Origin of the sequence: Hyunsoonleella rubra (assembly GCF_042684665.1) — a bacterium.
Taxonomy (GTDB): Bacteria; Bacteroidota; Bacteroidia; order Flavobacteriales; family Flavobacteriaceae; genus Jejuia; species Jejuia rubra.
Genome location: NZ_JBHULY010000014.1, coordinates 46,678 through 60,447 on the forward strand (window position 1 = coordinate 46,678; position 13,770 = coordinate 60,447).

The 13,770-nt window shown below is 38.8% G+C and carries 15 protein-coding genes; 11 read left to right on the forward strand and 4 right to left on the reverse strand.

All coding sequences use genetic code 11. The features are described 5' to 3' along the window. The first annotated feature begins 8 nt into the window (after positions 1-8). From ACFSR8_RS07745 to ACFSR8_RS07755, 3 genes are read left to right on the forward strand one after another with little or no spacing between them, the layout of a single operon-like run. Positions 9-737 (forward strand): polyprenol monophosphomannose synthase, encoded by a 729-nt coding sequence (locus ACFSR8_RS07745; RefSeq protein ID WP_380290724.1) that lies wholly within the window; start codon positions 9-11, stop codon positions 735-737. Next, positions 738-2,084, forward strand: a complete 1,347-nt coding sequence (locus tag ACFSR8_RS07750) for a dihydroorotase (protein WP_380290726.1) — start codon at positions 738-740, stop codon at positions 2,082-2,084. It begins immediately after the preceding gene. Positions 2,085-2,119: 35 nt separating this feature from the next. Then, on the forward strand, positions 2,120-2,590 hold the full coding sequence (locus ACFSR8_RS07755) for a DUF4296 domain-containing protein (RefSeq protein WP_380290728.1): 471 nt from the start codon (positions 2,120-2,122) through the stop codon (positions 2,588-2,590). On the opposite strand, the gene ACFSR8_RS07760 is transcribed toward ACFSR8_RS07755, so the two are convergent. Next, positions 2,550-3,599, reverse strand: a complete 1,050-nt coding sequence (locus tag ACFSR8_RS07760; protein ID WP_380290730.1) for an NAD-dependent epimerase/dehydratase family protein — start codon at positions 3,597-3,599, stop codon at positions 2,550-2,552. The genes ACFSR8_RS07755 and ACFSR8_RS07760 overlap by 41 nt on opposite strands. A gap of 99 nt (positions 3,600-3,698) precedes the next feature. Here ACFSR8_RS07760 and tyrS point away from each other — a divergent pair, with 99 nt between their 5' ends. Continuing rightward, a complete protein-coding gene (gene tyrS / locus ACFSR8_RS07765) occupies positions 3,699-4,994 on the forward strand; it encodes a tyrosine--tRNA ligase (RefSeq protein ID WP_380290732.1) in 1,296 nt (431 codons plus the stop codon). 116 nt (positions 4,995-5,110) lie between these two features. On the opposite strand, the gene ACFSR8_RS07770 is transcribed toward tyrS, so the two are convergent. Then, positions 5,111-6,091: a LuxE/PaaK family acyltransferase gene (locus ACFSR8_RS07770; RefSeq protein WP_380290734.1), complete on the reverse strand. Its 981-nt coding sequence runs from the start codon at positions 6,089-6,091 to the stop codon at positions 5,111-5,113. A gap of 108 nt (positions 6,092-6,199) precedes the next feature. After that, a complete protein-coding gene (locus ACFSR8_RS07775) occupies positions 6,200-6,544 on the reverse strand; it encodes a T9SS type A sorting domain-containing protein (protein WP_380290736.1) in 345 nt (114 codons plus the stop codon). 431 nt (positions 6,545-6,975) lie between these two features. On the opposite strand from ACFSR8_RS07775, the gene ACFSR8_RS07780 reads away from it, so the two are divergent. Then, a complete protein-coding gene (locus ACFSR8_RS07780; RefSeq protein ID WP_380290738.1) occupies positions 6,976-7,653 on the forward strand; it encodes a response regulator transcription factor in 678 nt (225 codons plus the stop codon). Then, complete coding sequence (locus tag ACFSR8_RS07785) at positions 7,653-8,696, forward strand: sensor histidine kinase (protein ID WP_380290740.1); 1,044 nt, start codon at positions 7,653-7,655, stop codon at positions 8,694-8,696. The genes ACFSR8_RS07780 and ACFSR8_RS07785 overlap by 1 nt, the downstream gene beginning before the upstream one ends. Here the strand turns inward: ACFSR8_RS07785 and ACFSR8_RS07790 are convergent. Next, on the reverse strand, positions 8,670-9,725 hold the full coding sequence (locus ACFSR8_RS07790) for a glycosyltransferase (protein WP_380290742.1): 1,056 nt from the start codon (positions 9,723-9,725) through the stop codon (positions 8,670-8,672). The two genes, ACFSR8_RS07785 and ACFSR8_RS07790, sit on opposite strands and share 27 nt — an antisense overlap. 187 nt (positions 9,726-9,912) lie before the next feature. Between ACFSR8_RS07790 and trmB the strand changes: the two genes are divergently transcribed. From trmB to ACFSR8_RS07815, 5 genes are all read left to right on the forward strand, one after another. Next, entirely contained in the window at positions 9,913-10,590 is a 678-nt protein-coding gene (gene trmB, locus ACFSR8_RS07795; RefSeq protein WP_380290744.1) for a tRNA (guanosine(46)-N7)-methyltransferase TrmB, read from the forward strand. Continuing rightward, complete coding sequence (locus ACFSR8_RS07800; RefSeq protein ID WP_380290746.1) at positions 10,590-11,219, forward strand: LysE family translocator; 630 nt, start codon at positions 10,590-10,592, stop codon at positions 11,217-11,219. Before trmB ends, ACFSR8_RS07800 begins: the two co-directional genes overlap by 1 nt. Before the next feature lies 1 nt (position 11,220). Further along, positions 11,221-11,562 carry an MGMT family protein gene (locus ACFSR8_RS07805; RefSeq protein ID WP_380290748.1) on the forward strand — a complete coding sequence of 114 codons (342 nt, stop codon included), beginning with the start codon at positions 11,221-11,223 and terminating at the stop codon, positions 11,560-11,562. 53 nt (positions 11,563-11,615) lie between these two features. Continuing rightward, positions 11,616-12,428, forward strand: coding sequence for a hypothetical protein (locus ACFSR8_RS07810; protein WP_380290750.1), 813 nt, complete (start codon positions 11,616-11,618; stop codon positions 12,426-12,428). 151 nt (positions 12,429-12,579) lie between these two features. After that, complete coding sequence (locus tag ACFSR8_RS07815; RefSeq protein WP_380290752.1) at positions 12,580-13,716, forward strand: Mrp/NBP35 family ATP-binding protein; 1,137 nt, start codon at positions 12,580-12,582, stop codon at positions 13,714-13,716. Positions 13,717-13,770: the final 54 nt, after the last annotated feature.

Here is a 13,770-nt window from a genome sequence, read left to right on the forward strand (position 1 = left end):
AGATTGAGATGAAGAACGCCGTAGTTATAATACCTACATACAACGAGATTGAAAATGTTGAGGCAATCATCAGGGCGGTATTTTCAGAATCCAAAGATGTTCATATTCTAATTGTGGATGATAATTCCCCGGACGGTACGGCGAAAAAAGTGAAGGCGCTTCAAAAGGAATTCTCAGGTAGATTACACTTAAAGGAAAGAGAGGGCAAGGGTGGTTTAGGAACCGCCTATATTCTCGGCTTCAAATGGAGTTTGGTCCGATCTTATGAATACATTTTTGAAATGGATGCCGACTTTTCCCATGACCCCAAAGATTTGAAACGACTGTATAAGGCCTGCGCGGTGGACGGTGCCGATATGTCTATCGGGTCGCGATATGTAACCGGTGTAAATGTAGTTAACTGGCCGATGGGCCGGGTGCTGATGTCTTATTTGGCATCAAAATATGTACGGCTGGTTACAGGGATGAAAATTAATGATACCACCGCCGGATTTGTATGTTATAAACGCAGGGTTTTGGAGACTTTAGACTTAACAAAAATCAAGTTTATCGGTTATGCCTTTCAAATAGAAATGAAATTTAAAACCCACCTAAAACACTTCAAAATTGTGGAAGTTCCAGTTATTTTTACCGATAGAGTACGCGGGGAATCCAAATTGAGTTCTGGGATTATTTCCGAAGCTGTTTTTGGTGTCATCTCAATGAAGTTGAAAAGTTTATTTAAACGTAAAAGCTAAATGAAGTTAAAAAGAACACTTATAAAAAACGCTAAAATTGTAAACGAAGGCACAATTTTTAACGGCGATATATTAATAGAAGGCGAATTTATAAAGAGAATTGCGAAGTCAATTAGTGCAAAATCGGCCGATGTACTGGTGATTGACGCCGAAGGTCAACATGTTTTGCCAGGTGCTATAGACGACCAAGTACACTTTAGGGAACCTGGGCTGACGCATAAAGCGAACATTGAAACTGAATCCAAAGCGGCCATTGCCGGAGGCATAACGTCCTTTATCGAAATGCCAAATACAAATCCTCAGACCACCACAATTGAGAAGCTTAATGAAAAATTTAAGATAGCGGAGAAAACCTCCTCAGCCAATTATTCCTTTATGTTTGGTGGCACCAATGATAATTTGGATGAGATTTTAAAGGTGGACGAAACGGCAGTTGCCGGATTAAAATTATTTCTCGGGTCTTCCACAGGAAATATGCTCGTGGACGACCCGAAGGTTTTAGAGAAAATCTTCAAAAGCACCAATATGGTGATTTCGGTGCATTGTGAAGACGAGGCGACAATAAAAAAGAATATGAAAGCCCATTTAGACGAATATGGGGAGGATATTCCTATTGAAAAACACCCCATCATACGGAGTGAAGAGGCCTGCTATTTGTCTTCTTCCCAGGCTATTGAGTTGGCAAAAAAAACGGGGGCGAGACTGCACGTTTTTCATTTGTCCACCGGAAAGGAAACCAATTTGTTTACCAATAAAATTCCGTTAAAGGACAAAAAGATTACGGCCGAGGTATGCATCCATCACCTGTGGTTTTCAGATGAAGACTACAAGAATAAAGGCACGCTTATTAAATGGAATCCGGCCGTAAAAACCAAAAACGACCGAGAGCAACTGTGGGAAGCTCTTTTGGATGACCGCATTGACGTTATTGCAACTGACCATGCGCCACATACTATGGAAGAGAAGAAAAACGTTTATACAAAAGCACCTTCCGGCGGGCCATTGGTGCAACATGCGTTGCCTGCCATGTTGGAAATGTTTCATAAAGGTAAGATTTCCATCGAAAAAATTGTGGAAAAAATGTGCCATAACCCGGCCATTTTATTTCAGGTGGAACGTCGCGGATATATCAAAGAAGGCTATTATGCCGATTTGGTGTTTGTGGATTTAAATAGCCCCTGGACGGTGAAAAAGGAAAATATTTTATACAAATGCGGTTGGTCTCCTTTTGAAGGGTCTACCTTTAAATCTAGAATTACGCATACCTTTTTAAATGGTACTTTGGTATATCGAAATTTTAAATTTTTGAATGTAAAATCGGCCAAAAGGCTCACTTTTAATAGATAATGCTCAAAAAGCTAAGTTTACTTTTATGTGTCTTAATGGGAATAACTTCCTGTTATAAATACAACAGGCCAGAGAAGCCAGAACCTTTGCTAACGAAGGAAAAGATGGCTCATATCCTTATCGATTTAAAGATAATTAACGCAGTTACCGGTTTGGACAAAAGGGTGTTGGACAGTGCCAATGTTACGGCGGATGGATATATTTATAAGAAATACAATATTGATAGCATCCAATTTGCGCAAAACAATGCCTATTACGCCTACTATGTTGATGAATATGAGGAGATTTACGCTTTGGCAAAAGACAGCTTGGATAAGTTAAAAGCTAAGTATGATTCTATTGTAAAAATTGAAAAAGAAGCGAAAAAAATCAAAGATTCATTACAACGAATAGAAAAAGATTCTTTGAAGAACATTCAGAAGGAAACTATTAAGGAATTAGAGGGGCTTGAGATCGAAGCAGAACTTATTGAACCGATTTCAGATACTGATTTGACACCTCAGTAATACAGTCATCAATTGATGAAAATTGATAGTTCAGATCTCTGTTTATTTTAGCACTGCTGTATTCATGAGGTTTGCTAAGTGAATGCGCTAGATGTTTGGTCAATACTCTTCGCTTTCCCGTTATTTTATGTTTTAACCAATCCAAGCGCCATGCTATATTCAAAAGCCAAGGTTTAGCTTGTTTTTTTGGAATTCTTGAGTTTAAAGATTTGGCCAAGGTTTGCAAAAACCTTTGGTAGCACCAATTTTCGGCAACTAGAATGTAACGTTGATTTTTAATATCACTTTTTAAGAGCTCTATCATAACTTTCACTACATCTTGGACTGCAACTAGTCCCACACTTCCAGCAGTATAATAACTAATCCCATTGTAGGCTCTTTTAAACAAATTTCCCGAACCGTAACTCCAAATTCCGGCGCCTAAAACAACTCCTGGATTGACAACAACGGCATCCAAACCTTCTTGGGTGCCACGCCAAACTTCCATCTCAGCTCCATATTTTGTTATGGCATACACGCTATGGTCTTCCTCGGGATTATAGGCAGTTTCCTCAGTAATCGTTTCACCATTTAAGGGGCTACCTGTAGTAGCAATTGAGCTAACATAACACAATTTTTTAACTCCATTTGCCATACTGAGATTTACCACATTGGCTGTACCCTCAATGTTAGTGCGTCGAAGCAGTTGGTATTTATCTGGTTCAAAAGACACAAAGGCGGCGCAATGATACACGTATTCCACACCTTTTAAAACGACATCCAATGCTGGGATATCTAAAATATCGGCTTTAACCCATTCAATGCGGTTAAAAATAGGCTGATAGTTGTCCGAGTACGTTGAGAATATATGTTTTACGTTTTCAAGTTTCCGTTCCGTTCTGTAAATCGCTCGAACAGTTTCTTTGGAAGTCGCCAATTGATATAACAAATGCGCTCCTAACAAACCAGTGCCCCCTGTGACTAAAACCATAGGGCGAAAATAATGAATATTAATAACTGCACAGTCCATGGTTTTAAGTTGATTTCAGAAATTAATTTGATACCCTTTTATGGCACCCATTTATAAGCGTCTTTTTATATTTGCGCTAGTTTTCAAAATTATCAAAGCATGAAGAAGAATTTTGTTGAAGAATTGACTTGGCGGGGTATGATCCATACGGTAATGCCCGGTGCGGAAGAACATTTAATGGAGGGGATGCGAAGCGCTTATGTTGGCTTTGACCCTACGGCGGATTCTTTACATATTGGAAACTTAGTGCCCATAATGCTTTTGGCGCATTACCAACGTTGTGGGCATAAACCCATTGCATTGGTGGGTGGTGCCACTGGAATGATTGGAGACCCGTCAGGAAAATCGAGTGAACGTAATTTGCTGGACGAAAAGACATTGCGCCATAACCAAGAAGCCATAAAAAAACAGTTGGCCCATTTTCTGGACTTTGAAAGCGATACCGAAAATGCGGCCGAGTTGGTCAATAACTACGATTGGATGAAGGAATTCTCGTTTTTGGAGTTTATCCGAGATGTAGGGAAGCATATCACCGTAAATTATATGATGGCCAAGGATTCAGTAAAAAACAGGATTTCATCCGATGATTCCGAAGGGATGAGCTTTACCGAGTTTACCTATCAATTGGTGCAGGGCTACGACTTTTTGCATTTGTATCGAGCTAATAATTGTTCCATTCAAATGGGCGGGAGCGACCAATGGGGGAATATCACCACGGGTACCGAATTGATTCGCCGTATCGGAGCAGGTAAAGGTTATGCCATCACCTGCCCATTGATTACTAAATCCGACGGTTCAAAATTTGGAAAGTCTGAAGGCGGTAATGTTTGGTTGGATGCGAATAGAACTTCACCCTATAAATTCTACCAATATTGGTTGAATTCAAGTGATGAAGATGCCGAAAAGTACATCAAGATTTTTACCTTTTTAAATGAAGGGGAAGTTGAAGCTTTGATTTCTGAGCATAAAGAAGCACCGCATTTGCGAGTTTTACAAAAGCGTTTGGCCGAAGAGATCACACAGATGGTGCATTCCAAATCGGAATTGGACAATGCCATAAAAGCAAGTAATATTTTATTTGGAAAGTCCACAAGTGAAGATTTAAAAGAACTAGATGAAAAAACCTTTTTGGATGTTTTTGAAGGGGTACCACGAACCGAAATTGACAAATCTGAAATCGAGGCAGGATTGGATATGATTGGTGCGCTGGCCGAAAAGGGAAGCTTTTTGAAATCTAACGGAGAAGCGAGGCGTGCACTAAAAGAAAACTCGATTTCAGTAAATAAAGAAAAGGTGAACGAAGCCTTCAAAATCACTAAGGAAGACTTGATAAACGAAAAGTTTGTGCTGTTACAACGCGGTAAAAAGAACTACTTTGTAATCACTGTAAAATAAAAGAATCCCGACGCTACGGTCGGGATTCACAAACTAACCAACTTACTAAAAATAATCTTTCTTTTATCTTAGCAATCCCTTTGTCGTATTCATTTGCGATTCCTTACAAAATAATTTTATAACGCCATTAAATTGCACCCCCGGATATCGGAATGGTCAAACCGGCCTTTTACTTCAAAATTTCCGTCTTCGTAAACCGTTCCCAAATCTTGGGTAGCGATGAAGGCGCAGGAGTTGATATTCGCTAAATCAATCACGTTTAAACCACCCGTTTTGCCAATCATTTGAATGCCTAACGGGTCTTCTGTATCCCTAGTTAGCACTTTCATCCAATTTGGACATTTGAAGATTCCGTTTCCTTGAGAATAGGCTTGGCTTAAAAGTTCTGTCATGCCGTATTCACTATGCACGTTTTGTACACCAAAACCTTTTTTAAGGGTAGTGTGTAATTCCTCCCGAATCATTTCTTTTCGACGTCCTTTCATACCCCCGGTTTCCATAATTATGGTGTTTTTCAGTTGAAACGAATCGTTTTCAATCAAATCCAATAAAGCAAAAGATACCCCAATGAGGAGCACTTTTTTGCCAACTCTGTCCAATCGCACCAAACGTTCCTTTAAATCCGAGAGGTTATCTAGAAAAAACCCGCTTTCAGAAGCTTTAGACTTTGCAATTAAATCATTCACCATAAAAACCAATGAAGATCCTTGGCGTTCCAAATAGGAAGGAAGCAATGCCAAAATCACATAATCTTCAATATTTCCGTAAAATTTCTGAAAACCAGTTCTAAAACTTCTGCGATAAAGTTTCAAATCCGATACATGATGCTTGCTGGTTTGTTGCCCTGTAGTTCCCGAGCTTTCAAAGATAATTTCAGCATTTGTTTCACCGGAAATAACCTTTCGAGTTTTAAAAAATTCAATGGGCAAAAATGGAATGCCGTTGATGTTTTTTACATCGCTAGGATGCTTATACAACAAATCACAAAAGGAACGATACACCCTATTCCTTTCAAACTGAAATTCAAACACTTTTAAAGCCAAGGCTTCAAATGCGTCATCAGATTCAATATTGAAAATCGTATTTGGGTCAACCATGTATTGCTAAAAAGAAGATTCCGAGAATGCCTAACGGCATCACAAATGTATATAAAATAAAAAAGCATTGCTAAAAGCAACACTTCAAAAAATCAATGGTAAAAATAGTTAGCGAATAACTAGTTTCCGGGTTTCTGTCACCGCATTTTCGGTAATTTTCAAAATGTAAACCCCTGAGCCCAAAGTTGAAATATCCAATTCTTTCCGAGTAATTACGGGCGCAAGAATTTGTTTGCCCAAAACATTAAAAACGGCCACTGATTTCAGAGCGTTTTGTTTGGTGTCAATGTAAATTGTTGATTTTCCAATATTTACTGGATTTGGAAACACCGACAGTCCTTCGATACTGAGACTGTTTTTAAGGTCATTGGAAGCTATGTCCTGTGAGAACCCATCGAAGGTCATCAAGGATAAAACAAGGAGTAAAACATAAAAAAAGTAGTTTTTTTTCATAACGTCTTCCAATGTGGTAAAATTACTGCTTTTACATCAAAAGCTGTACCAAAATTCTGTTAAAGATTATAGCGATACGTCGAAAAGTTAATCTTTTGTAAGCCTTGTGTTACCTTATTGTTATTTGTGGGCGATTTTTAAAAGTTGAATGTTATTAGTTTTATATTTACTCGAGGAAGAATTCCTTGATGCTTTGCGTCAAGGTCTCCATTAAAATTGTCATTCCCGTGAAATCGAAGATTCATGAATACCATAATATTGAGCAGAATCAATGAATAAAACGGGAATCTAAATAATTAAAATTTCGGTTTCTGGGCTTACTTCCAATACCAAACAAATTATGAGTGTGCTTACTTTATAGCTCAGATGCACGGATAGTTTGTTTCAAGAAATTTTTTATTTTTGGAAGCGTCAAAATATTGATTTCAGTAATGAACAAAAAAGACATAAAAATACTGCTAGTAGATGATGAGCCGGACATTTTGGAGATTGTAGGTTACAATCTGTCCAACGAAGGGTATCAAGTAATTACTGCCGAAAATGGAGTTGAGGCTGTTAAAAAAGCCAAAAAGGAACAGCCCCAATTGATTATTCTTGACGTAATGATGCCTGAAATGGACGGTATTGAAGCTTGCGAACAAATTAGAAAAAACCCCGACTTAAAAGATGTGGTCATTACCTTTTTAACTGCCCGGGGCGAGGATTATTCGCAAGTGGCCGGTTTTGATGCGGGAGCTGACGATTATATCACAAAGCCTATAAAACCAAAGGTGTTGGTAAGCAAGGTAAAAGCGCTTTTAAGACGTTTTAAGGACGATGTAAAGGATACGGTTAAGGTGGGTAACCTTGTGATTAACCGCGATGAATACAAAATCAGCCTCAAAGGAAAAGAAATAATTTTACCAAGAAAAGAGTTTGAATTGTTATCTTTATTGGCGTCGAAACCTGGAAAAGTGTTTAAGCGCGATGAAATCTTGGATAAAGTTTGGGGAAATGAAGTTGTTGTGGGCGGACGAACCATCGATGTTCATATCCGAAAATTGCGCGAAAAAATAGGAGATAAAAGCTTTAAAACAGTAAAAGGTGTCGGCTACAAGTTTGTAGACTAATGCAGGTAAAAGTTAAGAAATCCTATCGCTTTGCGGTTAAAACATCGCTATTCATAACTTTGTTTTTCACACTCTTAATGAGTGTTTTTTTGTACTATTACTTTTCGTTCAAATGGGCGCCCATCATAGTTTTTGCGGTGGGTTGTTTTCTTTTTTCCTTTATGGTGATACAATATCGTGTAGAGCGCTATATCTACAAACGCGTAAAGAAAATATACGACGATTTGACCCTTTTGGAATCTGCAAGTTTTACGAGGGGTGCGATCACAACCGACATGGCTACGTTGACCCAAGAGATTGATAAATACGCCCGCGATAAAAAATTGGAAATCGAAACCCTTAAAGTCAGGGAGCAGTACAGAAAAGAGTTCTTAGGTAACGTGTCGCACGAGCTTAAAACCCCACTTTTTACAATCCAGGGCTATATTTTAACCTTATTGGATGGAGCCATAAATGACAAGGCTGTGAGGAAAAAATACCTTAAACGCGCCAATAGTGCCGTGGAGCGATTGAATTATATCGTTAGCGATTTGGATTTGATCACCAAACTGGAAGCTGGGGATTTAAGGTTAAATCCTGAGGAATTTGATATTGTGGAATTGGTTAAGGAAGTTTTTGGAATGGTGGAAATGAGAGCCAATGATAAGTCAATTACCTTAACTTTTGATAGGGATTATCCGAATCCCATTATGGTGCGGGCAGATAAGGAACGAATTCAGCAGGTACTAGTGAACCTGATTATCAACTCCCTAAAATATGGACGTCTGAAAGGCACCACCGAAGTGAGTATAGAAAATTTAATTAAAAACAAGGCCATAGTCAGGGTAACCGACAACGGCGAGGGTATTGAAAAAACGCATCTGGCACGCTTGTTTGAACGTTTTTATCGTGTGGACAAAAGTGGATCGCGAAGTGAAGGAGGCTCCGGTTTGGGACTTTCCATAGTAAAGCATATCATCGAGGCCCACGACGAACGTATTTATGTTGAAAGTGAATATGGCGTTGGGAGCGAGTTCTCATTTACCCTGGAAAAGGCCGAATAGCTTTTTATGATTGATATCGACGTTGAAACTTTTCAACCCTTTAAAATCCGAAACGATTTCTAGTTTATCAATTGAAAATTCTTCTTGCGAACAACTTGGAGCAAAGCCCTGCTCCGTCATACGCTTTGCCAAATATTCCTGCTCGGACTGTCCCGGAGTTGGGATAAAAAATGCCAGTTTTTCCAGTTTAGCCAAATCCATAACCGTGGTGTAGCCCGATCTGCATAGTACCAGTTTACTCTCGTTTATGGTTTTTTCCAATAATACCGAAGTCATAAAATTATAAATGGTCACAGGGCCTTTTTCGGTAATCGTTTGTTTTTGCTCCATCACACCTCGCACAAATACCACCGAACCCTTAAAATTCCCAACTTCCTTCAAAAGTTTTTCCTCAAGCATAGTGCGCTGAGGCTCTGGTCCGGAGAGTAAAACCAATAAATCAATACGATTTTGGGTATTTGATTTATTAAATCGGCTTAAAGGACCTATATATTTTGTTGGAATATCGAGATGCTTTTTGTGTCCAAGTTTGCCCGACAAATTGATGTTTCCCTCATTATCGGGCACCCAACACTCATCAAATTTGGTTATGAATTTTTCATGCAATTTAGTACTAAGCCATGTAGTGCGTCCACTTAGTACATTAAGCTGATGAGTTACAAAAACACTAGGCACCTTTTTATCGTAAACCCCTAATCTGTTATCTGAAATTACCCCTGCAATACGGTGATTTTCAACAATCAACTTTGTCGCTTTTCTTTCAGCCTTTATAGTTTTGGCCAATCTTGGAGAATCCTTTAAAAGCTTCAGCTTAAAATGCTTGCCTTTTTTGGCGTAGGTAATGTTGTATGAAGGCAATTCGATAGACGAAAATCCAGGAAATTCCTTCCTTAAAAGTTGCAGTGCGATACCATCACTGGCTATAATGGGTTCAAAGCCATTTTCGTAAAGCGCCTTAATGATAGGAATGCACCGTGTTGCGTGGCCTAATCCCCAATTTAAGGGTGCGATTAAAATTCTTTTTTTCATTATTTGGGCGTGCCTCTCGTACCTCAAGTCGGGCTTTCACTACTCGCTCTCTTTGAGGAGCTCAAACATGCCGTTCAATCCCTCACGCGAGGTTTGAGGTAAATTCAAAAGTAAAGATAACAACGCTGTTGTATATTTCCGTAATTTTACCAATTCTAAAGCAATACTAAGAAATAGTTAAGAGATTGTGGGAAGCAAAAACAAGCTGAAACGGTTTAAGGAAAACGACACCTTTTCCAATGTATACCAGCCAAAACGCGAGGAATTAATGGATTCCGAGTTCAGGTTAAAAGGCCATTGGCGAGAAGAAGTCTTTAAAAATGACAATCCCATAGTGTTGGAACTGGGCTGTGGCAAAGGCGAATATTCGGTAGCATTGGCCCAAAAATATCCAGATAAAAATTTAATTGGGGTGGATATTAAGGGTGCTAGATTTTGGAGGGGAGCTAAAACCGCCATTGAAGAAAATATTCCCAATGTGGCATTTTTGCGGACGCAAATCGAATTGATTGATTTCGCTTTCGCCGAAAACGAAGTGGACGAAATTTGGATTACCTTTCCAGATCCACAAATAAAATATAAGCGCACCAAACACCGTTTGACCAATATGAATTTTTTAGAGCGCTATAAATCCATTTTAAAACCAGATGGGACTGTTAACCTTAAGACCGATAGCGAATTTATGCACGGCTATACTTTGGGCTTATTGCATGGTTTGGGGCACGAGGTGATGTATGCCAACCATGATGTTTACAAACAAGAAGGAAGTCCTTCAGAGGTTACTGGTATACAAACCTTTTACGAATCGCAGTATTTGGAGCAAAATAAGCCCATTACTTATATTAAGTTTAATTTTTCCTCCTAATGGACTTGACTTTTATCTTTTTGTGGGGGCTACTTTTTGCCATTATAGGGGTAATTCCGCCAGGGTTGCTCAATATGAGCGCTGCAAAAATCAGCCTTAAAGAAGGCCATGTAAGAGGTATTGTGTTTTCCATTGGCGTATGCGTTGTATTAATGGCCCAAGCGTACATCGCGGCGATTTTTTCACGTTACCTAAGCAGGCACCCCGAGGTTATAAGTATTTTGAGGAGTGTTGCCTGTGTGATTTTTATTTTGGTGACAATTTACTTTTTGTTTATTGCAAAATCAAAACCCAAATCCCAAAAGGAACCGAAAATTAAGAGTAAGCACAGTCGGTTTTTTCAAGGAATGTTAATGTCGGCCATAAATGTATTTCCCATTCCATATCAATCTTACCTAATCATTACATTAGCTTCAGTTGGATGGATGAATTTTGAGCAGACCAGCATTATAGCCTATGTCGCAGGTGCTGGCACAGGTACTTTCGTTATGCTTTATGTTTATATTTTCTTCTTTGATATGATCAAAAGTAAATCTTTTACCTCGCAAAAAAATATGAATTACATTATTGGGGGCATCACCGGGATTATATCAATCGTTACGTTAATCAATATCATCAAGGACCTTTAAGATGAAACAAGAAACCTTGAATTTCTTTGATAAGGTTTATGAGGTTGCCCGTTTGATTCCTTTCGGAAGGGTCACCAGTTACGGCGCCATCGCCAAATATTTGGGTGCAGTCAGAAGCGCAAGAATGGTGGGCTACGCCATGAACGGTTCGGGAGGAAAGGATGTTCCTGCGCACCGCGTGGTCAACAGAAAGGGATTGTTGACTGGCAAACACCATTTTGACGGCACCAACCTCATGCAACAGCTTTTGGAAAGTGAAGGCATCCAAGTTGTTGATAACCAAATCCAAAATTTTGAGGCTGTATTTTGGGACCCGGGGAAGGAATTGGGGAATGATTTTTGAGGCCTCGGTGTTATATGAAACACATAGGTTCAATATTTCTAAGCTGTTTTATTTTGATCTCTTTTTCTAGAAATCTGGTAAGGTTACCTGTTGTAATTCCGAATAAATGCGACACCATTATTGATTTGTCTTCGGAAGAAATGCTTCCGTCTCATACAATAGTTTATGGGGTAAATATACTTGATAGTCTTGATTTTAGACTTCAAAGCAGAATGACTTCTAAAGATTATTACTCTGGAAGTTTTTTAAAGGATGAAAAGTTCATGAGTGATAGTATTAAGGTTTTTGTGGATACTACCCATGTTAATTTTCATTTAGGTGAACAATCTGTCATTTCGCATTTTCCTCCACCTCCACCACCTCAAACTGATAATAAAAGGGACTCTATTTATTTTAAGGAAATATATGATAGGGCAATTTTGGAACATGAAAATCGAGGAAGAACTCATTACAAAACGTATCCTCTGTTTGTTTATAATTCATCAAGGAGGTCAACAGTCATACAAAGACCAATGTTCAATGACCTGTTTTTTATTGTTGAAGCCTTAGACAGTTTGAAAATATGGCGACCAATTGAATATTGGGAGCAAAGAACAGTTTTATGTGGGACTGGTCATAGGGATTATCTTTTAAAGCCGAAACATTTTATAGTTTCAGCGGTAAAAAGATATCATGGGGATTTCAAAACAAAGCTTAGGGTTAGATTTACATCTTTCAATAAGGTCTTTTTTTCCAACGAATATGAGGGTTGGATGAATTACTCCCAATTTGATACAACTAAATTAAAGCGGGAAATTAGAAAGCAATTTGGCAAAGCCAAAATGGAATATTATTTAAAAAGGAGTTTTTTAAGTCCAACATATTAATATTTCCTAATTTCACAAAAATTTACAAATAATTACATATTTCAACCCATAACCAAACCCAATATCCACATAATTAAAACTTCTAACACCAGCCGTCTGTCTTCTGCCATTATTGACTATCTTTGCATTTAGAATGATTCTTAATTGGAAAATGAAGCTAAAAAAACAAGATATATTAAAAGCACTGGAAACCATTACCGTACCTGGGGAAGGGCAGAACATGGTAGAAAGTGGCGCTGTAACAAACGTAGTCACTTTTGCAGATGAGGTGATTGTGGATATTACCATTAAAAACCCAAGTTTGCAGGCTAAAAAACGTACAGAGGTGGATATCCTAAAAACCATCCACGAGAAGGTATACGAAAAGGCCAAAATCACTGTAAATGTTAAAGTTGAAGCTCCTGTAAAACCAAAAGCGAATGTCATCAAAGGAAAACCAATTCCTGGGATACAAAATATTGTAGCCGTGGCATCTGGAAAAGGAGGTGTAGGGAAATCTACCGTTACGGCTAACTTGGCGGTGACTTTGGCAAAAATGGGCTTTAAAGTAGGTGTTTTGGACGCCGATATTTATGGGCCTTCCATTCCTATTATGTTTGATGTGGCCGATGAAAAACCTTTAGCGGTTAACATTGAAGGCAAATCCAAAATGAAACCTATCGAGAATTACGGTGTAAAAATACTGTCCATAGGATTTTTTACCCAACCCAACCAAGCAGTAGTTTGGCGTGGTCCGATGGCAGCAAAGGCTTTAAATCAGATGATATTTGATGCGCATTGGGGCGAATTGGATTTTCTGTTATTAGACTTACCTCCGGGTACGGGGGATATTCACTTGAGTATTATGCAATCCTTGCCAATTACAGGGGCAGTAGTGGTGAGTACGCCACAGAATATAGCTTTAGCCGACGCCAAAAAAGGCGTGGCCATGTTCCAACAAGACAGCATACAAGTGCCAGTTTTAGGAATTATTGAAAATATGGCGTACTTTACTCCTGAAGAATTGCCAGATAATAAGTACTATATTTTTGGAAAAGAAGGTGCTAAACATCTCGCCGAAGATTTAAATGTACAGTTTTTAGGCGAAATTCCGTTGGTACAAAGTATAAGGGAAGCTGGTGATGTAGGGCACCCGGCGGCTTTGCAAACGGCAACCCCATTGGAACAAGCTTTTGAAACTTTAACCCAAAACGTAGTTCAGGAAGTAGTGAATCGAAATGAAAGTCTACCGCCAACAGAAGCAATAAAAATCACCACAATGGCCGGCTGTGCCGCAGTGAAAAAATAATAAATTCATCTTTTCCCTCTCCTTTGGAGAGGGTTAGGGTGAGGAAGAAATAAG